Source organism: Streptomyces sp. CB02414, assembly GCF_001905385.1.
GTDB lineage: Bacteria > Actinomycetota > Actinomycetes > Streptomycetales > Streptomycetaceae > Streptomyces.
Genome location: NZ_LIPF01000009.1, coordinates 77795 through 99166, shown reverse-complemented (window position 1 = coordinate 99166; position 21372 = coordinate 77795). Strand labels below are relative to the sequence as shown.

Here is a 21372-nt window from a genome sequence, read left to right as displayed (position 1 = left end):
ACGTGACGAGGCCCGGTGTCCCGATGGGGACGCCGGGCCTCGGCGTGTCCGGTGCGGCGGGGCCGCATGGTCCGAGGCGGAGTCGGACCGTCGCTGGTGGGACGCGGTGCGGACCCGGGCGCCGTCGGTTGTCAGTGGCCTTTGGTAAGAATGCAGGCGTGAGCAGCGAGAACGAAGCGACGGGCGGTGGCGCGGGGGACGCGCCGCCCGAGCAGCTCGCGCTCATCCGGGAGAGTGTGCGCCAGGCGAAGACACCGCGGGCCAAGCCGAGGACCTGGCGCGGAGCGGCCCTCGCCAAGGAGCTGCCCGTCGCCCGGGTCCTCGTCGACAAGGGCGTGCTCCATCTCGACCGCTACTTCGACTACGCGGTGCCCGAGGAGCTCGACGCCGACGCCCAGCCCGGAGTGCGGGTGCGGGTGCGCTTCGGGGCCGGGCGGCACCGGGTGCGGGAGGGGCGGCGCGAGGGCGGCGGACTCGTCGACGGGTTCCTGATCGAGCGGCTCGCCGAGTCCGACTACTCGGGCCCCCTCGCCGCGCTGGCCCAGGTCGTCTCGCCCGAGCGGGTGCTCGACAGGGAGCTGCTGGGGCTCGCGCGAGCGGTCGCGGACCGGTACGCGGGCAGTCTCGCCGACGTCCTGCAGCTCGCCGTACCGCCCCGCAGCGCGCGCGCCGAGAAGCGGACGTCGCCGGACCCGCTGCCCCCGCCGCCCGTGCCGGAGCCCGGACCGTGGGCGCGGTACGAGCAGGGGGAGGCGTTCGTGGCGGCCCTCGCCTCGGGCGGTGCGCCGCGTGCGGTGTGGAACGCGTTGCCCGGCCCGCGGTGGGCCGAGGAACTGGCGCTGGCCGTCACGGCGACACTGGCCTCGGGACGGGGCGCGCTCGTGGTCCTGCCCGACGGACGGGCGGTCGCCCGCGCCGACGCCGCGCTGACCGCCCTGCTGGGCGAGGGACGGCACGCGGTGCTCACCGCCGACGCCGGGCCCGAGAAGCGGTACGCGCAGTGGCTCGCGGTACGCCGGGGGGCGGTGCGGGCCGTGATCGGGACCCGGGCCGCCATGTTCGCGCCGGTGCGGGACCTCGGCCTGGTCGCCCTCTGGGACGACGGCGACGACAGCCACAGCGAGCCGCACGCACCGCAGCCGCACGCGCGCGAGGTGCTGCTGCTCCGCGCCGCCCAGGACCGGTGCGCCTTCCTGCTGGGCGGCTGGAGCTGCACCGTCGAGGCCGCCCAGCTCGTGGAGACCGGCTGGGCCCGGCCCCTGATCGCCGCGCGCGAGCAGGTACGGGTCGCCGCACCGCTGGTGCGGACCGTGGGGGACCAGGACCTGGCCCGGGACGAGGCCGCCCGCGCCGCCCGGCTGCCGACCCTCGCCTGGCAGGCCGTCAGGGACGGGCTGCGGCGCGGGCCGGTGCTCGTGCAGGTGCCCCGCCGGGGCTACGTCCCGCGGATGGCGTGCGCCTCGTGCCGGACGCCCGCGCGGTGCCGGCACTGCGCGGGGCCGCTGGAGGGCCAGGAGTCCGGTTCCGCGCTGCGGTGCGGCTGGTGCGGGCGCGAGGAAGGTGCCTGGCACTGCCCGGAGTGCGGGGCGTTCCGGCTGCGCGCCCAGGTCGTGGGGGCGCGTCGCACCGCAGAGGAACTGGGGCGCGCCTTCCCGGCCGTGCCGGTGCGCACCTCCGGACGCGAGCATGTGCTCGACACCGTGTCCGAGGCGCCCGCGCTGGTGGTGAGCACCCCGGGTGCCGAACCCGTCGCCGAGGGCGGCTACGCGGCGGCCCTGCTGCTCGACGGCTGGGCGATGCTCGGGCGGCCCGACCTGCGCGCCGGTGAGGACGCGCTGCGGCGCTGGCTGGCCGCTGCCGCGCTGGTGCGCCCGCAGGGCGCCGGGGGCACCGTCGTCGCGGTCGCCGAGCCGACCCTGCGGCCGGTGCAGGCGCTGGTGCGCTGGGACCCCGTCGGCCACGCGCTGCGGGAGCTGGCCGAGCGGTCCGAGCTGGGCTTCCCGCCGGTTTCGCGGATGGCGTCCGTGGCGGGGCCCGCGGAGGCGGTGGCCGATTTCCTCCGGGCGGCCGGACTGCCGGGCGAGGCCGAGGTGCTCGGCCCCGTGCCGCTGCCGGTCACGGCCGTGGGGCGTCCGCGCCGCGTGGGCGCGCCGCCGCCGGGTGAACACTGGGAGCGCGCGCTGATCCGGGTGCCGCCGGGGCGCGGAGCGGCGCTGGCCGGCGCGCTGAAGGCCGTGCAGGCGGCGAGGATGGCGCGGGGGAGCGACACGGCGGTGTGGGTGCGGATCGATCCGCTCGACATCGGCTGAGACCGTCCGCACACGGCCCGGCCCTCCGCCTGCCCGGGGGAGCGGGGAGGCGGAGGGCCGGTGAGTCCCGGTGCGTGCGGCTCAGCCGTTGCGCGGGCCGGGGAAGGCCGTGGGCCGGACGTCCTCGCGCAGGGCCGGACTGCCCGCCGTCGGCTGGGTCGGCATCGAACGGGCCGCCGGGACGGTGGGCACGGCGGGCAGGCCGGGGCCCACGTTGACCGGGCGGGGGCCGGTCGGCTCCGGTGCGTGCTCGGTGGTCTCGGCCGCGGGCGCCGTCTGGGCGGCGGCACGGCGGGAGCCGTACCGGCGGTGCACCGCCTGCTTGGTGACGCCGAGCGCGGAGCCCACCGCGTCCCACGAGAAGCCGAGCGAGCGGTCGAAGTCCACGGCGGCGGTGACCAGGGTCTCGACACTGTCCCGGAGTTCCTGGGCGAGACGGACCGTCGGGGCGGGGGCGCGTCCGTAGACGACGAAGCCCGTGGAAGGGCCGGAGCGGCGCGGGCGGTAGACGTTGCCCAGCTGGGCAGTGAGGGTGCGCAGTGCGTCCACCTGCCGGCGGACCCGCTCGATGTCCCGCACCAGCAAGTGCAGGCTGGCCCGAGCCTGGGCGTCGTGGGTTGCGTGGTCGGCCATGAACAAGCCTCTCGAACCGGCGTTGAAAGGAATCGGGCCGCGCGGGCGGCCCGGTGGTCAACTCTTCCTTGACCAACGCGTGGGCGCTCCGCTGGTCACGGGGTGGGGGCGTGGCGGCATATGCGTGCGCCTGGTTTCGGGGGGTGTGCGCCTCGGCCTTCGGCCTTCGGCGGGTTCTCTCCCGCCCGCGCACCACTCGTTTCCAGTCGGCCGAGAAGCCGAGGTCTGCCGCGGGGGTGCGTCGCCGTCGGCGGCTACCCGTGTTCTCCGGGCTCGTAGACTGGTGCGCTGCCCGCTGTCCGCCCCTGCCCGAGAGGCCCGTCCCACCCATGAAGCTCGTCTTCGCCGGCACCCCCGAGGTCGCCGTTCCCGCCCTGGACGCCCTGATCGCCTCCGGGCGCCACGAGGTGGCCGCCGTCGTCACGCGGCCCGACGCTCCGGCCGGGCGCGGTCGCCGGCTGGTCGCCTCTCCCGTGGCCGAGCGGGCCGAGGAGGCCGGGATCGAGGTGCTCAAGCCCGCCAGGCCGCGCGAGCCGGAGTTCCTGGAGCGGCTGCGCGAGATCGGGCCCGACTGCTGCCCCGTCGTCGCCTACGGGGCGCTGCTGCCCCGCGTCGCCCTCGACGTGCCCGCCCGCGGCTGGGTCAACCTGCACTTCTCGCTGCTGCCCGCCTGGCGTGGGGCCGCGCCCGTGCAGCACGCGCTGATGGCGGGCGACGAGATCACCGGCGCGTCCACCTTCCTGATCGAGGAGGGCCTGGACTCCGGCCCCGTCTACGGCACGGTCACCGAGACCGTCCGCCCCACCGACACCAGCGGCGACCTGCTGACCCGGCTCGCCTTCGCCGGGGCCGGGCTGCTGGCGGCCACCATGGACGGCATCGAGGACGGCAGCCTGAAGGCGGTGCCGCAGCCCTCCGACGGCGTCACCCTCGCCCCGAAGATCACCGTCGAGGACGCCCGGGTCGACTGGTCCGCCCCGGCGCTGCGCGTGGACCGGGTGGTGCGCGGCTGCACCCCCGCCCCCGGCGCCTGGACCACCTTCCGCGGCGAGCGGCTGAAGCTCGTGCAGGCGGTCCCGGCCCCGGACCGGACCGACCTCGCCCCCGGGCGGCTCGCCGCGGGCAAGAACAACGTGTACGTCGGCACCGGCTCGCACGCCGTCGAGCTGCTGTGGGTGCAGGCCCAGGGCAAGAAGCCGATGCGCGCCGCCGACTGGGCGCGCGGCGTGCGGATCGCCGAGGGCGAGCTGCTGGGCGGCTGACCTGCGCCTGCGCACCACCGTTCACCGGCCCGGCGTACGCTGGTGAGCGCACTTCACCCCACACCCGGAGCACCTTTTTCGTGAGCGAGCAGCCCCGCCGTCCCCGCAAGCCCGGCAAGCCGTACCGCAGGCCCCAGAAGGACCCCGTCCGCATCCTCGCCTTCGAGGCGCTCAGGGCCGTGGACGAGCGGGACGCGTACGCCAACCTCGTCCTGCCGCCGCTGCTGCGCAAGGCCCGCGAGCAGGGGGACTTCGACGCGCGGGACGCGGCGCTGGCGACCGAGCTGGTGTACGGGACGCTGCGCAGGCAGGGCACGTACGACGCGATCATCGCCGACTGCGTCGACCGGCCGCTGCGGGAGGTCGACCCGCCGGTGCTGGACGTCCTCAGCCTGGGTGTCCACCAGCTGCTCGGCACGCGGATCCCGAGTCACGCGGCCGTGTCCGCCTCCGTGGAGCTGGCGCGGGTCATGCTCGGCGACGGACGGGCCAAGTTCGTCAACGCCGTGCTGCGCAAGGTCGCGCGGGACGATCTCGACGGGTGGCTGGAGCGGGTCGCCCCGCCCTACGACGAGGACCCCGAGGACCACCTCGCCGTCGTGCACTCGCACCCCCGCTGGGTCGTCTCGGCGCTGTGGGACTCGCTCGGCGGCGGCCGGGCCGGCATGGAGGAGCTGCTGGCCGCGGACAACGAGCGTCCCGAGGTCACCCTGGTCGCCCGCCCCGGCCGGGCCACCCGCGACGAGCTGCTCGCCGAGGAGGCCGCCGTTCCGGGCCGCTGGTCCCCGTACGCCGTGCGCCTGAGCGAGGGCGGCGAGCCCGGCGCCGTCGAGGCCGTACGGGAGAACCGGGCCGGCGTCCAGGACGAGGGCAGCCAGCTCGTCGCCCTGGCCCTGGCCAACGCGCCCCTGGACGGCCCGGACCGGCGCTGGCTGGACGGGTGCGCGGGCCCCGGCGGCAAGGCCGCGCTGCTCGGCGCCCTGGCCGCCGAACGCGGCGCCTTCCTCCTCGCCTCCGAGAAGCAGCCGCACCGCGCCGGTCTGGTGGCCAAGGCCCTGGACGGCAACCCCGGGCCGTACCAGGTGATCACCGCCGACGGCACCCGCCCCGCATGGCGTCCGGGCAGCTTCGACCGCGTCCTGGTCGACGTGCCGTGCACCGGCCTCGGCGCCCTGCGCCGCCGCCCGGAGGCCCGCTGGCGCCGCCGCCCCGAGGATCTGGACGGCTTCGCCCCGCTCCAGCGGGCCCTGCTGGGCAGCGCGCTCGACGCCGTCCGCGTCGGCGGCGTCGTCGCCTACGCGACCTGCTCGCCCCACCTCGCCGAGACCCGGGCGGTGGTCGCGGACGTCCTCAAACAGCACCCCGACACCGAACTCATCGACGCCCGCCCCCTCCTCCCGGACGTCCCCCATCTCGGCGAGGGCCCCGACATCCAGCTCTGGCCCCACCTCCACGGCACCGACGCGATGTACCTGTCCCTGATCCGCCGCACCGCGTAGACACGGGCCCACGCAGGCGCCGGCAGGGGAGCGCACCCAGCCCCCACCCGACCGACACCCGACGACCATCCCCCCCCCGGGGCCGGACAGAGCCGCTTCACTCACACCCCGCGCCCAGAAGGACACCCCCCAGGGGCGCGGGGAACTGCGCGACCAGCCCCCACCCACCCGCACCCGACAACCGACCCCCACCCCCCGGGACCGATGCCGCTCACCCCCGGAGGGCATGGCAGGCTTGGGGGCATGGCCGCGCAGATCAACCCCAGCATCCTGTCCGCCGACTTCGCCCGCCTCGCGGACGAGGCCAAGGCGGTCGAGGGAGCCGACTGGCTCCACGTCGACGTCATGGACAACCACTTCGTCCCGAACCTCACCCTCGGCGTCCCGATCGTGGAGTCCCTGGCCCGGGCGACGGACACCCCGCTGGACTGCCACCTCATGATCGAGGCCCCCGACCGCTGGGCCCCCCAGTACGTGGAGGCCGGCGCCGGTTCCGTCACCTTCCACGTCGAGGCGGCCACCGCCCCCGTGCGTCTCGCCCGCGAGATCCGGGCCAAGGGAGCCCGCGCCTCCATGGCGCTGCGGCCCGCGACGCCGATCGAGCCGTACGAGGACCTGCTCCCCGAGCTCGACATGCTGCTGATCATGACGGTTGAACCCGGCTTCGGTGGGCAGGCGTTCCTCGACATCATGCTGCCGAAGATCCGCCGCACCCGTGAGCTGATCAAGAAGCATGGTCTGGAGCTGTGGCTCCAGGTCGACGGAGGCGTCTCGGCGTCGACGATCGAGCAGTGCGCCGACGCCGGAGCGGACGTCTTCGTCGCGGGTTCCGCCGTGTACGGGGCGTCCGACCCGGCCGAGGCGGTACGTGCACTGCGCAACCAGGCCGACGCGGCCACCGCCAAGGCGTCCTGGGCGTGCGACCACTGAGGAACAGAACGTGAACGGCTCCCATCAGGGCTGATCAAGCGCGCCGAATCTGCAAGGATGAACGGCGAATCCAGAGTGTGAACAGCAGTGAGGAGAACGCCGTGTCGGGTATGTCGGCGGGCCGTTCAGCCATGCGGATGGGACCCGCTGAGCTGGTCCAGGCGGCGGCCATGGCCCGCCGCTTCTACCTCGAGGGCAAGTCCAAGATCCAGATCGCGGAGGAGTTCGGCGTCAGCCGCTTCAAGGTGGCCCGGGTTCTCGAGACCGCCCTCGAGAGAGACCTAGTACGAATCGAGATCCGGGTGCCGGCCGAGCTGGACGCCGAGCGCTCGGACGCCCTGCGGGCCCGCTACGGCCTCAGGCACGCCGTGGTCGTGGAGTCCCCGGCCGACGCCGAGGAGACGCCCGACCCGGAGAACCTGGGCGAGGTGGCCGCCGACCTGCTCGGCGAGCTGGTCAACGAGGGCGATGTGCTCGGCCTGGCCTGGGGCCGGTCCACCATCCACATGGCGGCGGCGCTGGACCGGCTGCCGCCGTGCACAGTGGTGCAGCTGACGGGCGTGTACGACGCCGGGACCGCCGAGCGCGGCTCGGTCGAGGCCGTCCGCCGCGCCGCCCAGGTGTCGGGCGGCGATGCCCACCCCATCTACGCGCCGATGCTGCTGCCGGACGCGGCGACCGCGCAGGCGCTGCGCCACCAGACCGGGATCGCCCGGGCCTTCGAGTACTTCGACAAGGTCACGGTCGCCTGCGTCTCCATCGGTTCCTGGGAGCCGGGCATCTCGACGGTGCACGACATGCTCAGCGACGAGGAGCGCGCGCACTACGCCTCGCTCGGTGTCGCCGCCGAGATGTCCGCGCACCTCTTCGACGCGGAGGGGCGCCGGGTCGGGCGCGACCTGGGGGAGCGGTGCATCACGGTCAAGGCCGACCAGCTCCGCCGTATCCCCGAGGTCGTGGCGATCGCGGGCGGGCAGCGCAAGGCGGCGGCCATCGACGCGGTGCTGCGTTCCGGGCTGGTCACCAGCCTGGTGACGGACACGTCGGCCGCCGACTACCTGATGACGGCCGGTCCGACGCCCAAGTCGACGCTCAACCGGGCCGACCCGGACGGCGTCTGACGGGCGTTCAGGAGAAAGGTGAGGGACGATGACCGAGGACCCCGCGGGGCGGCTCGTGGTCACGCTGGACCTCGACGGCGTCACGGACAAGGCGGGCCTGATGGACCGCTGCGCCCGCGACCTCGCGCTGCCCGACTGGTTCGGGCGGAACTGGGACGCGCTCGCCGACTCCCTCGCCGACCCCTCCGTCTGGCCCGAGGGAGCGCGGGAGCAGGGGCTGGTCCTGGTCGTCCGGGGCTGGCGGGCGTACGCCGAGGAGCGGCCGGACGAGTGGGCGGTCGCCGAGGAGGTCTTCGCCGAGGCGACGGACCGGGGCCCGGGGCTCTTCGTCGCCCTCGGCCCTGGAGGTTCCTCCAAGGAGGCCGCTGACCAGCCTGGATGATCTGCCCGGGGATTACCGGCCACCCGGCATGGGAGAATGAAGTACGTGCTCTTTCCCCCTGGCTGACCTGTCCGGGGGCCACCTCTGATCGACTGGGATGTGCAGCACGTGCGTTTCCTCAATGACATCCAGCCCTCGTACGACCTGACGTACGACGACGTCTTCATGGTGCCGAGCCGCAGCGCCGTCGGCTCCCGGCAGGGCGTGGACCTCGGCTCCCCGGACGGCACGGGCACCACCATCCCGCTGGTCGTCGCCAACATGACCGCCATCGCCGGGCGCCGCATGGCCGAGACGATGGCCCGGCGCGGCGGCCTCGTCGTCATCCCGCAGGACATCCCGATCGAGGTCGTCACCGACGTCGTCTCCTGGGTGAAGAGCCGCCACCTGGTCCTGGACACCCCCATCGTGCTGGCCCCGCACCAGACCGTCGCCGACGCGCTCTCCCTGCTGCCCAAGCGGGCGCACAACGCCGGTGTCGTCGTCGACGAGGACCACAAGCCGGTCGGCGTGGTCACCGACACCGACCTGACCGGCGTCGACCGCTTCACCCAGCTCGAAGAGGTCATGTCCAAGGACCTGCTCCTCATCGACGCGGACCTGGACCCGCGCGAGGCCTTCAACACCCTCGACGCCGCCAACCGCCGCTACGCGCCCGCCGTGGACGCGGACGGCCGCCTGGCCGGCATCCTCACCCGCAAGGGCGCCCTGCGCGCCACCCTCTACACCCCGGCCACCGACGCCAACGGCAGGCTCCGCATCGCCGCCGCCGTCGGCATCAACGGCGACGTGGCCGGCAAGGCCAAGCAGCTGCTCGACGCCGGCGTGGACACGCTCGTCATCGACACCGCGCACGGCCACCAGGAGTCGATGATCAGCGCGGTCAAGGTGGTGCGCGACCTCGACCCGCAGGTCCCGATCGTCGCGGGCAACATCGTCTCCGCCCAGGGCGTGCGCGACCTGATCGAGGCGGGCGCCGACATCATCAAGGTCGGCGTCGGCCCCGGCGCCATGTGCACCACCCGCATGATGACCGGCGTCGGCCGGCCGCAGTTCTCCGCCGTCCTGGAGTGCGCCGCCGAGGCGAAGAAGTACGGCAAGCACGTGTGGGCCGACGGCGGCGTCCGCCACCCGCGCGACGTGGCCATGGCCCTCGCGGCCGGCGCGTCCAACGTGATGGTTGGCTCCTGGTTCGCCGGGACCTACGAGTCCCCGGGCGACCTCCAGCACGACGCCAACGGCCGCGCCTACAAGGAGTCCTTCGGCATGGCCTCCGCCCGCGCGGTGCGCAACCGCACCTCCGAGGAGTCGGCCTACGACCGGGCCCGCAAGGCGCTGTTCGAGGAGGGCATCTCCACCTCCCGCATGTTCCTCGACCCGGCCCGCCCCGGCGTCGAGGACCTGATCGACGCGATCATCGCGGGTGTCCGCTCCTCCTGCACCTACGCCGGCGCCGGCTCCCTGGAGGAGTTCGCCGAGAAGGCCATCGTCGGCATCCAGAGCGCCGCCGGCTACGCCGAGGGCAAGCCGCTGCACGCCAGCTGGAGCTGACGCCGCGCGTCCGCGCCGCACGGCCCCCGTCCCTCCCGCCGCCCGGGAAGGGCGGGGGCCGCTCCCTTTCAGGCGATCGACCCGGCCGGTGGACGGGCCCTGACCAGGCTCGATCCGTCGGCAGCCGGGCCCGTGCGCAACGCTGTGCACCCTCCGCGCAACGAACACACGCCCCGCCCCGGGCAACGCAACGATCGTGCTCAGATGCGCAAGGTTGCTGCATTACCGGCGCGGCGCCCCCCTCGTAGTGTTCTGCGCTGTACGTGGCGTGGCGGGGACCCCGCTCGGTGGGTCTCCGTGCTTGTGCACGGCTGCCCGCCGCGTCCCCGCCGCTCCAGAGCCCGCCGCGAGCCCGTCCGCTCACACCGACGGGCCCGACCGGCAGCGACAAAGGAGTCAACGCGTGCTCGACCAAGGCGCACCCCCGCACCACGACACACCGGCCGGCCCCGCGTCCCCGGGCCTGGCCGCGCGCCTCATGCGCCGCAAGCCCGTGGAAACGCTGGTCGCCGAGGGCGGCCAGGGCGAGGGCGGCACGCTGCGCCGCTCCCTCGGCCTGTGGCAGCTCACGATGATCAGCATCGGCGCCACCCTCGGCACCGGCATCTTCGTCGTCCTCGGCGAGGCCGTCCCCAAGGCCGGCCCGGCGGTCACGCTCTCCTTCGTCATCGCCGGACTCACGGCGCTCTTCTCGGCCCTGTCCTACGCCGAACTGGCCGGCACCATCCCGGTCTCCGGCTCCTCCTACTCGTACGCCTACGCCACGATGGGCGAGCTGGTCGCCTGGGTCTGCGGCTGGTGCCTGGTCCTGGAGTACGGCGTGTCCGTCGCCGCCGTCGCCGTCGGCTGGGGCGAGTACCTCAACGAACTCCTCGACGGCACCATCGGCGTCACCATCCCGGCCGCCCTGTCCGCCCCGCCCGGCGACGGCGGCGTCTTCAACCTGCCCGCGCTGATCGTCGTGCTGCTCGCCATGACGTTCCTGCTCGGCGGCGCCCGCGAGTCCGCCCGCGCCAACACGATCATGGTGGTCGTGAAGATCGCCGCGCTGGTGCTCTTCTGCGCGATCGGCGTCCAGGGCTTCCGCTCCGGCAACTACGAGAACTTCATGCCGCTCGGCATGGCCGGCGTCAGCGCGGCCGGCGCCACGCTCTTCTTCTCGTACATCGGCTTCGACGCCGCCTCCACCGCCGGTGAGGAGGCCAAGAACGCCCAGCGCGACCTGCCCCGCGCGATCATGCTGTCCCTGGTCATCGTCACGGTGCTGTACGTCCTCGTCGCCGCCGTCGCCGTCGGTGCCCGCCCCTGGCGCACCTTCACCGACTCCGAGGCCTCCCTCGCCCAGATCATGACCGACGTCACCGGCCAGGACTTCTGGGGGACCCTGCTGGCCTTCTGCGCGGTCGTCGCCATCGCCAGCGTCGTCCTGACCGTGCTCTACGGCCAGACCCGCGTCCTGTTCGCCATGTCCCGCGACGGGCTGGTGCCGAAGGTGTTCTCCCGCGTCCACCCGAAGACCGGCGCACCCCGCGCCAACACGCTGATCGTCTCCCTGTTCTGCGGCGTCCTGGCCGCCGCCATCCCGCTCGGACAGCTCGCCGACGCCACCAGCATCGGCACCCTCTTCGCCTTCGCCCTGGTCAACGTGGCCGTCGTGGTGCTGCGCCGGACCCGCCCCGACATGCGCCGCACCTTCCGGGTGCCGCTGTCGCCGGTCCTTCCGGCGCTGGGCTTCGCCTTCTGCGTCTGGATGATGGGCAGCCTGTCCACCGTCACCTGGGTCGTGTTCGGTGTCTGGATGGCGGTCGGGCTCGTGATCTACTTCGGTTACGGCCACCGCCGCTCCCGGCTGGCCGCACCGGACACCGTGACACCAGAAGCGAAGTGAACCACCCGCAGTGCTGAACGATCTCGACGAACGCATCGTGCACGCCCTCGCCGAGGACGCCCGCCGCTCCTACGCGGACATCGGGCAGTCGGTCGGCCTGTCCGCGCCCGCCGTGAAACGGCGGGTGGACCGGCTGCGCGCCACCGGAGCCATCACCGGCTTCACCGTCCGGGTCGACCCCGCCGCGCTCGGCTGGGAGACCGAGGGGTTCGTCGAGATCTTCTGCCGCCGCAACACCTCGCCGGAGACCATCCAGCGGGGTCTGGAGCGCTACCAGGAGGTCGTGGCCGCGTCCACCGTCACCGGGGACGCGGACGCGGTCGCCCAGGTCTTCGCCTCCGACATGCGCCACTTCGAACGGGTCCTGGAGCGGATCGCCGGGGAGCCGTTCGTCGAGCGGACCAAGTCCGTGCTGGTCCTGTCTCCGCTGCTGCGGCGCTACTCGTCGGGCTCGCCCACGTAATCCCGGGACCGAGGCCGGGTCACCCGACTACCATCGGTGCCATGACCTGGCGACATTGATCCACCAGCCGCGCCTCCTCCCGAGGGCCGCCGCGGACGCCGTACCTCCGGTGTCCGATCCGCCCCCTCGGGAAGGCCTCATGACTCTCTCACCCGAGCGTGCCCCCACGACCGCCGGTGTCCGGCGGCTGACGCGCACGCTGTACGCATCCGCGTTCTGCGACGAGTTCGTCCTGCTCTACCCGGTGTACGCGCTGCTCTTCAGCGACACCGGTCTGTCCGTCTGGCAGCTGTCGTCCCTGTTCGCCCTGTGGTCGCTGACCGGCGTCCTGCTGGAGGTGCCCTCCGGCGCCTGGGCCGACGCGGTCTCCCGGCGCCTGCTGCTGGTGCTGGGCCCGCTGCTCACCGCCGCCGGCTTCGCCCTGTGGGTCCTCGTGCCCTCCTACGGCGCCTTCGCGCTCGGCTTCGTGCTGTGGGGCGCCGGTGGGGCGCTCGGCTCCGGGGCGCTGGAGGCGCTGGTCTACGACGAGCTGGACCGGGCCGGCGCCGCCGACCGGTACGCCCGGGTCATGGGCCGGGCGCGGGCGATCGGCATCGCCGCGACGATGGCCGCGATGGGCCTGGCCGGCCCGGTCTTCGCCTGGGGCGGCTACGACGCGGTGGGCGCGGCGAGCGTGCTGGTCTGCCTGGCCGGGGCGGCCGTGGCGAGCCGGTTCCCCGAGCACCGCACACCCTCCGCCGACGGCGACCGCTGGACCGCGACCCTGCGGGCCGGGCTCGCCGAGGCCCGCACCGACCGTTCCGTGCGCGGTGCGCTCCTGCTCGTCCCGGCCGTGACCGCGGTGTGGGGCGCGCTCGACGAGTACACGCCGCTGCTGGCCCACGACACCGGCGTGGCGCAGGAGACCGTCCCCTGGCTGCTGCTCGTGATCTGGGCCGGCGCCACGGCCGGGAGCCTGCTGGCCGGTCCCGCCGAACGCCTGACCACCACCGGGTTCGCCGTCCTGCTCGCCGGTTCCGCGCTGGCCCTGGCGGCCGGTGCCGCGGCGGGCACCCCGCCCGCCCTCGTCCTCGTCGCCCTGGCCTTCGGCGGCTTCCAGCTGGCGACCGTGCTGGCCGACGCCCGCCTCCAGCGGCGTATCGACGACACCGGACGGGCCACGCTGACCTCGGTCGCGGGCCTGGGCACCGAACTGGGTACCCTCGCCACCTACGGCGCCTACGCGGCGGCCGCCTCGGTGACGGGGCACGGCACCGCGTTCGTCTGGGCCGCGGTGCCGTACCTGGTGACGGCGCTGCTGCTGGCCGCCGCCGCCCGGACTACAGCCGCGGCTGCCAGGGCACGACCGTGAAGTCGCCGGTCCCCTTCTTGACCTTTTCGAAGGGCGCCGACGACACGCACCGGGGCAGCTCCCCGCCCTCGGCTGGGCTGCCCGTCGCGGCCCAGCTGTAGCCGAGCCGGTCGTGGTGGCCGCGGTCGTGGACGGTGACGCCGACCCGCTTGCCCTCCGCCCCGGGCAGGTCGGATTCGGTGATGACGCCGGAGACGACGGCCACGTCACCGCCGGTGATCAGACAGTCGACCTCGCCCTTCGCCCGGGCACCCCAGCCGTTCAGGTAGTGGCTGAACTCGAAAGTCCCGGTGGCCTTGAGCGGATCGTCGTTGTCCTTGGCCGCCAGGTGGGCGTCGAAGGTGAAGGTGATGTCGTCACCGGCCGACCGGTACAGCTTCGCGGTGCCGGTCAGCGCGGCGGCCTCCCGCGGGGGGCGCCCCTCGTGGGGGCCGGAGGCGACGGCCGCGCCCGAGGTGACGGCGGTCAGCAGCAGGGCGACGCAGAGCATGGCGGTCGTCGTACGGCGTTTCATGGCGGGTCCTCTCCCAAGGATTGAAGCCGGTGAACCGAACGGTCACCACTGTCCCGGCGCGGCGCCCGCTTCACATCGCGCTCAGGGCGGGAGCGGCCTCCGCCGCGCGGCGGGGGAGGGGCGGAGGGGTCCCCTTCTCGGGGATGACGGGAGGGGAGCACGGGGGCGGCACGGGGTGGCACGGGGGCGGCGCAACGAATCGCCGGGAGATGCCGGGCGCACGCAACGATCCGCTCACCGGCGCGCAACGCGTCCTTCTTGTCCCGCCGAGCGCGCCGACCGTACCGTCTATCTGGCCCACCGACCCCCTACCCTCCGGTGAGGAACACGCATGCGCACCGCCCTGCTCCAGAGCTCCGGCCGGCCCGGCTCCGTCGCCGAGAACCTCAAGGTCCTCGACGAGGCCGCCGCCCGCGCCGCGGCCTCGGGTGCCGGGCTGCTCGTCACCTCGGAGCTGTTCCTGACCGGCTACGCGATCGGCGACGACATCGCCGTGCTCGCCGAGCCCGCCGACGGCGACTCGGCCGACGCCGTCGCGGAGACCGCCGGGCGCCACGGCCTGGCCGTCGCGTACGGCTACCCCGAGCGGGACGGCGAGCGTGTCTTCAACTCCGTGCAGCTGATCGCCGCCGACGGCACCCGCCTGGCGAACTACCGCAAGACCCACCTCTTCGGCTGCTTCGAGCGCGACCACTTCACCCCCGGCGAACAGCCCGTCGTCCAGGCCGAGCTGAACGGTCTCACCGTCGGCCTGATGATCTGCTACGACGTGGAGTTCCCGGAGAACGTCCGCGCCCACGCCCTGGCCGGCACCGACCTGCTGCTGGTCCCGACCGCGCAGATGCACCCGTTCCAGTTCGTCGCCGAGTCGGTCGTGCCGGTGCGGGCCTTCGAGAACCAGATGTACGTCGCGTACGTCAACCGGACCGGGCCCGAGGGCGACTTCGAGTTCGTCGGGCTGTCCGTGCTCGCCGGCCCCGACGGAACGTCCCGGGCCCGCGCCGGGCGCGGTGAGGAACTGGTCCTCGCCGACGCCGACCCGGCCTTCCTCGCCGCCTCCCGCGAGGCCAACCCGTACCTGAAGGACCGCCTCCCCGGCCTCTACGGGTCCCTCGTCCGCAACCGCTGAACCACCAGAAGCCCAGCCCCCCGCTCCACCCCGCAAGGAGTCCGTACCCCATGACGTCCACCGTGCCCAACGCGATCGAGCACGCAGACGAGCAGCAGCCGCCGATCACCATGTTCGGGCCGGACTTCCCGTACGCGTACGACGACTTCCTCGCCCACCCCGCCGGCCTCGGCCAGATACCCGCCACCGAGCACGGCACCGAGGTCGCCGTCATCGGCGGCGGCCTCTCCGGCATCGTCGCCGCCTACGAACTGATGAAGATGGGCCTCAAGCCCGTCGTCTACGAGGCCGACAAGATCGGCGGCCGGCTGCGCACCGTCGGCTTCGACGGCTGCGACGAGTCGCTGACCGCCGAGATGGGCGCGATGCGCTTCCCGCCCTCCTCGACCGCGCTCCAGCACTACATCGACCTGGTCGGCCTGAGGACGAGCCCCTTCCCCAACCCGCTCGCCGAGGCCACGCCCTCCACGGTCGTCGACCTCAAGGGCGAGTCGCACTACGCCGAGACCCTCGACGACCTGCCGCAGGTCTACCGGGACGTCGCCGACGCCTGGGCGAAGTGCCTGGAGGAGGGCGCCGACTTCTCCGACATGAACCGCGCCCTGCGCGAGCGCGACGTACCGCGCATCCGCGAGATCTGGGCCAGGCTCGTCGAGAAGCTCGACAACCAGACCTTCTACGGCTTCCTCTGCGACTCCGAGGCCTTCAAGTCCTTCCGGCACCGCGAGATCTTCGGCCAGGTCGGCTTCGGCACCGGCGGCTGGGACACCGACTTCCCCAACTCCATCCTGGAGATCCTCCGCGTCGTCTACACCGAGGCCGACGACCACCACCGCGGCATCGTCGGCGGCTCCCAGCAGCTGCCGCTGAGGATGTGGGAGCGAGAGCCGGAGAAGATCGTCCACTGGCCGTACGGCACCTCGCTGAAGTCCCTGCACACGGACGGCGAGCCGCGCCCGGCGGTGACCCGGCTGAACCGCACCGCCGGCAACCGGATCACCGTGACCGACGCCGACGGCGACATCCGCACGTACCAGGCGGCGATCTTCACCGCCCAGTCCTGGATGCTGCTCTCGAAGATCGCCTGCGACGACTCGCTCTTCCCGATCGACCACTGGACCGCGATCGAGCGCACCCACTACATGGAGAGCTCCAAGCTCTTCGTACCCGTCGACCGGCCCTTCTGGCTGGACAAGGACGAGGAGACGGGCCGGGACGTCATGTCGATGACGCTCACCGACCGCATGACCCGCGGCACCTACCTCCTGGACGACGGCCCGGACAAGCCCGCCGTCATCTGCCTCTCCTACACCTGGTGCGACGACAGCCTGAAGTGGCTGCCGCTGTCCGCGAACGAGCGGATGGAGGTCATGCTGAAGTCGCTCGGCGAGATCTACCCGAAGGTCGACATCAGGAAGCACATCATCGGCAACCCGGTGACCGTCTCCTGGGAGAACGAGCCCTACTTCATGGGCGCGTTCAAGGCCAACCTCCCCGGCCACTACCGCTACCAGCGGCGCCTGTTCACGCACTTCATGCAGGAGGAGCTGCCCGAGGACAAGCGGGGCATCTTCCTCGCCGGCGACGACATCTCCTGGACGGCCGGCTGGGCCGAGGGAGCCGTCCAGACCGCGCTCAACGCGGTCTGGGGCGTCATGCACCACTTCGGCGGGCAGACCGACGCGACCAACCCCGGCCCGGGCGACGTGTACGACGAGATCGCGCCGGTCGAGCTGCCCGAGGACTAGTCGGCCGTTCTAGACCCCGGCCGCCCGTGCCTTCTCGTACACCTGGGCGGCCAGGTCCGTCAGCTCCCCGGCGTCGCGGGCCGAGCCCTGGAGGTCGATCAGGATCTCGTCGAGGCCGATTTCGGCGTGGGCGGCGAGGTCCTCGACGATCTGGTCGACGCTGCCGTGGAAGGGGCGGCGGTCGGCGCCCGTCCGGGCCGACGCGCTGTACCGGGCGTTGACCCGCAGCACCGTCCGGATCGGCTCCGTACGGCCGCGTTCCTCGGCCAGCTCGCGCAGCTGCCGCCACTGCCCGGCCACGGCCTCGACGCCGAGGGCGTTGGGCAGCCAGCCGTCGGCGTGGTCGACGAGCCTGCGCCGGGCCCTCCCGCTGCCCGCCGCCAGCAGTACCGGGATGGGCCGGGCGGGCTTGGGGCCCACCACGGCGGACGCGATCTTCGTGAGGTGCCCGTCGTACACCACCGGGTCCGGGCCCCACACCGCACGGCAGACCCCGATCAGCTCGTCCAGGGCCTGCCCGCGCTCGGCGAACGGCCGCACGCCCGCCGCCGCGTACTCGTCGTGCGACCAGCCCGTGCCGAGACCGGCCACCACCCGGCCGCCGCTCGCCGCGTCCAGCGAGGCCAGCGCCTTGGCCAGCTGGAACGGCCCGTGCAGCGGGGCGACCAGCACGCTGCTGCCCAGCTCCGCCCGTTCGGTGGCCGCGGCGGCGAGGGTCAGGGTGATCAGCGGGTCCGCCACGCTCCGGTACGCGTCCGGCCAGGGCAGGCCCTCGATGCCGTACAGGCCCTGGGTGGCGGGCTCGGGGAACAGGGCGCGCTCGAAGACCCACAGGCTCTCGTAGCCCATGCCCTCCGCCGCGCGGGCCACGTCGGGGACGTCCTTGCCGAGGTCGTACTGCCGCATCTGGGGGAGGCCGAGGCCGAGCCGGGTCGCCATGTCCGGGTGCTCCTTCGCCGTCGGGACGCGATGTCGCTCAAGGGTGCAACGTACAGCTACGGCACGGGTGTTCCGGACGTGCGCGCCGGGAACGGCCGGATCAGTCCGGCAGCGGGGTGAGCAGCATGCGGCCCGCGAAGCCGACCGCGGCGTCCAGCCGCTCGGTGAACTCCCCGGCGACGTCCGGCAGCCGGCGCAGCGCCCACAGCGCGCGGGCCGCCGCCCAGGTGGCGTCGCGGGCGCGCTCCAGGCTCCAGGAGCCGAGCAGATGGGTGAGCGGGTCGGCGATCTGGAGGAGGTCGGGACCCGGCATCAGCTCCTCGCGGACCCGCTCCTCCAGCGTCACGAGGAGATCGCCCACCCGGTCGAACTCGTCCTCCACGTCGACGGGTTCGCAGCCGAGCGTACGGCAGGTGTCCACCACGGCCAGCGCGAGATCGTGCCCGATGTGCGCATTGATGCCCGCCAGCGCGAACTGCAGCGGACGTACGCCGGGATGGCGGCGGAACTGGAACAGGGGCCGCCAGCAGGCGGGCGGGCGGCGGCCGTCCTCCACCGCGTCGACGGCCGCCAGATAGCGCTCCGCGAACCGCACGTCCAGCGCGATCGCCGAACGGGCGTCCGGGAACCGGCCGTCGTCGATGTGCCGGTCGACCGCCTCCGTGACGGTCAGGTAGACGCGGTTGAAGACCGCCACCCCGTCCCGCGCGGGCAGCGCCGCATCGAGGGCGCGCATCCGGGTCAGGACCGTGTCCACCGACCGGACGGCCGTCGGGACTTGCTCGCAGTGCGCCATGGCGGCAGGGTCGCAGCTTTAGGCTTGCGGGAGTGCCGGCGGGCCCGGTGCTTCCCCAGAACGGGGGAACGCGCCCGCCGTGCGGGGGAGGGGGAACCGTACGTGTCAGGCCTTCGTGCCCGGCGCCTGGCCGCTCGCAGGGCCGAGCGCAGGCGTGCCGCCCGTCGCAGCGCGATGGTCGCGGCGGCGTCCGTCGTCGTCGCGGTCGGCACCGCGACCGGCATGCTCACCGCGCTCGGCGACGGCGGCGGCACCGACGAGGCCCGGCCGGAGGTGACGCGCTCGCCGAGGCTGCAGTCCCTGCCCCTCGTGCCGTCCCCGTCCCCGTCGGCGAAACCGTCGGCCTCCGCCTCACCGTCCGCCTCCGCCTCGGCCCCGGCGAAGAAAGCGAGTCCCGGCCCCTCGCGGAAGAAGACACCGGAGGCGAAGTCCCGGGCGACCCCGGCGTCCACCCGGCTCTACCGGCATCCCGAGTCACAGGTCCTCGACTGGGTCCGGGCCCACGCCGACGACCCGCGCCAGGACGTCATACGGTCGCGGATAGCCGACCACCCGGCCGCCGTATGGTTCGCCGACTACACGCCCTCGACCATCACCTCCCGGGTCCGGGCCGTGACGTCGGGCGGTGCCGCCGAGGGCCGGGTGCCGGTGATCGTGCCGTACGCGATACCCGACCGGGACTGCGGCGGCCACTCGCAGGGCGGCGCGCCCGACCTCGACGCCTACGACGACTGGATCGACCTCTTCGCCGCCGGGCTCGGCTCCCGGGAGGTCGTGGTCGTCCTGGAGCCCGACTCGGTGGCCCAGGCGGAGTGCCTGTCCGCCGGGGAGCGCGCCGACCGCTTCGCCTCCCTGGCCCGCGCCGGCCGTGTGCTGAAGGACGCCAATCCCCACGCCCGCGTGTACTACGACGCGGGGCACTCCGGCTGGCACGCGCCCGCCAAGCAGGCGGGCTGGCTGAAGGAGGCCGGTGCCGCCTCGGCCGCCTCCTCCGACGGCATCTTCAGCAACGTCTCCAACTTCCACACCACCGCCGACGAGGTCGCCTACGACCGCGCGGTCCTCGACGCCCTGGGCGGACCGGAGAGCCTCGGCGCCGTCATCGACACCAGCCGCAACGGCAACGGCGCCCCGCCCGACGGCGAGTGGTGCGACCCGGCCGGCCGCAAGATCGGCCGCACGCCGACCCTGAGCACCGGCCTGGGCCGCATCGACGCCTACCTGTGGGTCAAGCTGCCGGGGGAGTCGGACGGCTGCAAGGGCAGACCGGGCACCTTCACGCCGTCCTACGCCTACGACTTGGCGCGCTGAGAACCGTCACCGGGCCCCTCGCCGCCCGCCGCCTTTTCGTCGTAGGACGACGTGCCCTCGTCCAGCAGCGGCTGCTGGGTCTTGAGGTGGGCCGGGGCGAAGGCGCGCAGCGCGTGGTAGCCGGTGATGACGACGAGGGTGCCGAGCGCGATGCCGCTGAGTGAGAAGTTGTCGGTGAACTCCATGCTGACGTTGCCGACGCCGATGATGATGCCCGCGGCGGCCGGCACCAGGTTCAGCGGGTTGCGCAGGTCCACCCCGGCGTTGATCCAGATCTGCGCGCCGAGCAGGCCGATCATGCCGTAGAGGATGACGGTGATGCCGCCCAGCACCCCGCCGGGGATCGCGGCGACGACCGCGCCGAACTTCGGGCAGATCCCGAAGAGGAGCGCGAAGCAGGCGGCGGCCCAGTACGCGGCGGTCGAGTAGACCCGGGTCGCCGCCATCACGCCGATGTTCTCGGAGTACGTGGTGTTGGGCGGACCGCCGACCGCGGTGGACAGCATCGAGCCGACGCCGTCCGCGGAGATCGCGGTGCCCAGCTTGTCGTCGAGCGGGTCGCCGGTCATCTCGCCGACCGCCTTCACGTGTCCGGCGTTCTCCGCGACCAGCGCGATGACGACCGGCAGGGCGACCAGGATCGCCGACCACTCGAAGCTCGGCCCGTGGAACGACGGCAGCCCGATCCAGTCGGCCTGCCCCACGGCGGAGAAGTCGAGGCGCCAGTGGTCGGTGACCTTGCCGCTGCCGTCCACCGAGTGGATCTTGCCGAAGATCCGGTCCAGGGCCCAGGAGAGCACGTACCCGAAGACCAGCCCCAGGAAGATCGCGATCCGGGACCAGAAACCGCGCAGGCAGACCACGGCCAGCCCGGTGAACAGCATCACCAGCAGCGCCGTCCACTGGTCCTGCGGCCAGTAGGTCGAGGCGGTGACCGGGGCCAGGTTGAAGCCGATCAGCATCACCACCGCGCCGGTGACGATCGGCGGCATCGCGGCGTGGATGATCCGCGCCCCGAACCGCTGCACCGCGAGCCCCACCAGGAACAGCGCCGCACCGACGACCAGCACCGCGCCGGTCACCGTGGCACTCGTACCGCCCTGGGCCCGGATGACCGCGGCGACACCGACGAAGGAGAGCGAGCAGCCGAGGTAGCTGGGCACCCGGCCGCGGGTGGCGAGCAGGAAGATGGCGGTCGCCACGCCCGACATCATGATCGCGAGGTTGGGGTCCAGGCCCATCAGGACCGGAGCCACGAAGGACGCCCCGAACATGGCCACCACGTGCTGGGCGCCGAGCCCGAACGTGCGGGGCCACGAGAGCCGTTCGTCGGGGCGGACCACCGCTCCGGGGGCGGGGACCTTCCCGTCCCCGTGCAGCTTCCAGCGCACGCCGAGGTCCATGGTGAGGTTTCGCTTTCTCTGTACGTGATGACTGTCCGGACCATTGTCGGGGGTGCCCGGCCGTGCGGCTGACCTGCACCCTTCCCGGACGGGTGTGCTGAGCGTCCGCTTAGGATGGGAGTGATCGCCCGTACGCCCACCGC

Annotated in this window: 18 protein-coding genes; 13 read left to right on the top strand and 5 right to left on the bottom strand. The window is 73.6% G+C overall.

Translation table 11 applies throughout. The annotated features are described in order from the left end of the window. The first annotated feature begins 158 nt into the window (after window positions 1–158). Complete coding sequence (locus AMK11_RS27585; RefSeq protein WP_073730791.1) at window positions 159–2309, top strand: primosomal protein N'; 2151 nt, start codon at window positions 159–161, stop codon at window positions 2307–2309. A gap of 81 nt (window positions 2310–2390) precedes the next feature. On the opposite strand, the gene AMK11_RS27580 is transcribed toward AMK11_RS27585, so the two are convergent. Further along, the gene (locus AMK11_RS27580; protein WP_073730790.1) at window positions 2391–2942 is read right to left on the bottom strand and encodes a hypothetical protein; all 552 of its coding nucleotides are present in this window, start codon (window positions 2940–2942) and stop codon (window positions 2391–2393) included. A 329-nt stretch (window positions 2943–3271) separates the two neighbouring features. On the opposite strand from AMK11_RS27580, the gene fmt reads away from it, so the two are divergent. The 9 genes from fmt to AMK11_RS27535 all read left to right on the top strand — a co-directional run bounded on the left by fmt (window position 3272) and on the right by AMK11_RS27535 (window position 13389). Then, window positions 3272–4204 carry a methionyl-tRNA formyltransferase gene (gene fmt / locus AMK11_RS27575; protein WP_073730789.1) on the top strand — a complete coding sequence of 311 codons (933 nt, stop codon included), beginning with the start codon at window positions 3272–3274 and terminating at the stop codon, window positions 4202–4204. Window positions 4205–4284: 80 nt separating this feature from the next. After that, window positions 4285–5703 (top strand): RsmB/NOP family class I SAM-dependent RNA methyltransferase, encoded by a 1419-nt coding sequence (locus AMK11_RS27570; RefSeq protein ID WP_073730788.1) that lies wholly within the window; start codon window positions 4285–4287, stop codon window positions 5701–5703. 243 nt (window positions 5704–5946) lie between these two features. Next, window positions 5947–6633, top strand: a complete 687-nt coding sequence (gene rpe, locus AMK11_RS27565) for a ribulose-phosphate 3-epimerase (RefSeq protein ID WP_073730787.1) — start codon at window positions 5947–5949, stop codon at window positions 6631–6633. Between the two features lie 77 nt (window positions 6634–6710). Beyond that, entirely contained in the window at window positions 6711–7754 is a 1044-nt protein-coding gene (locus AMK11_RS27560) for a sugar-binding transcriptional regulator (protein ID WP_073730786.1), read from the top strand. A 28-nt stretch (window positions 7755–7782) separates the two neighbouring features. Further along, window positions 7783–8136 carry a barstar family protein gene (locus tag AMK11_RS27555; protein ID WP_073730785.1) on the top strand — a complete coding sequence of 118 codons (354 nt, stop codon included), beginning with the start codon at window positions 7783–7785 and terminating at the stop codon, window positions 8134–8136. A 108-nt stretch (window positions 8137–8244) separates the two neighbouring features. Continuing rightward, a complete protein-coding gene (locus AMK11_RS27550; protein WP_073731070.1) occupies window positions 8245–9687 on the top strand; it encodes a GuaB1 family IMP dehydrogenase-related protein in 1443 nt (480 codons plus the stop codon). 403 nt (window positions 9688–10090) lie between these two features. Beyond that, window positions 10091–11575, top strand: a complete 1485-nt coding sequence (locus tag AMK11_RS27545) for an amino acid permease (protein WP_073730784.1) — start codon at window positions 10091–10093, stop codon at window positions 11573–11575. A gap of 10 nt (window positions 11576–11585) precedes the next feature. Then, the gene (locus AMK11_RS27540; RefSeq protein WP_043375183.1) at window positions 11586–12038 is read left to right on the top strand and encodes an Lrp/AsnC family transcriptional regulator; all 453 of its coding nucleotides are present in this window, start codon (window positions 11586–11588) and stop codon (window positions 12036–12038) included. 139 nt (window positions 12039–12177) lie between these two features. Beyond that, entirely contained in the window at window positions 12178–13389 is a 1212-nt protein-coding gene (locus tag AMK11_RS27535) for an MFS transporter (protein WP_073730783.1), read from the top strand. On the opposite strand, the gene AMK11_RS27530 is transcribed toward AMK11_RS27535, so the two are convergent. Beyond that, complete coding sequence (locus AMK11_RS27530) at window positions 13358–13903, bottom strand: Repetin (protein WP_073730782.1); 546 nt, start codon at window positions 13901–13903, stop codon at window positions 13358–13360. The genes AMK11_RS27535 and AMK11_RS27530 overlap by 32 nt on opposite strands. 331 nt (window positions 13904–14234) lie before the next feature. Here AMK11_RS27530 and AMK11_RS27525 point away from each other — a divergent pair, with 331 nt between their 5' ends. Next, a complete protein-coding gene (locus AMK11_RS27525; RefSeq protein ID WP_073730781.1) occupies window positions 14235–15032 on the top strand; it encodes a carbon-nitrogen hydrolase family protein in 798 nt (265 codons plus the stop codon). Between the two features lie 50 nt (window positions 15033–15082). Next, window positions 15083–16780: a flavin monoamine oxidase family protein gene (locus tag AMK11_RS27520; protein ID WP_073730780.1), complete on the top strand. Its 1698-nt coding sequence runs from the start codon at window positions 15083–15085 to the stop codon at window positions 16778–16780. Window positions 16781–16789: 9 nt separating this feature from the next. Here the strand turns inward: AMK11_RS27520 and AMK11_RS27515 are convergent, their stop codons facing one another. Both AMK11_RS27515 and AMK11_RS27510 read right to left on the bottom strand, forming a co-directional pair. Further along, entirely contained in the window at window positions 16790–17719 is a 930-nt protein-coding gene (locus AMK11_RS27515) for an LLM class F420-dependent oxidoreductase (protein ID WP_073730779.1), read from the bottom strand. A gap of 100 nt (window positions 17720–17819) precedes the next feature. Further along, entirely contained in the window at window positions 17820–18515 is a 696-nt protein-coding gene (locus tag AMK11_RS27510) for a DUF5995 family protein (RefSeq protein ID WP_073730778.1), read from the bottom strand. Window positions 18516–18689: 174 nt separating this feature from the next. Between AMK11_RS27510 and AMK11_RS27505 the strand changes: the two genes are divergently transcribed. After that, the gene (locus AMK11_RS27505) at window positions 18690–19826 is read left to right on the top strand and encodes a glycoside hydrolase family 6 protein (protein ID WP_073730777.1); all 1137 of its coding nucleotides are present in this window, start codon (window positions 18690–18692) and stop codon (window positions 19824–19826) included. Here AMK11_RS27505 and AMK11_RS27500 read toward each other — a convergent pair. After that, a complete protein-coding gene (locus AMK11_RS27500) occupies window positions 19808–21229 on the bottom strand; it encodes a uracil-xanthine permease family protein (RefSeq protein ID WP_073730776.1) in 1422 nt (473 codons plus the stop codon). The genes AMK11_RS27505 and AMK11_RS27500 overlap by 19 nt on opposite strands. Between the last annotated feature and the right edge of the window lie 143 nt (window positions 21230–21372).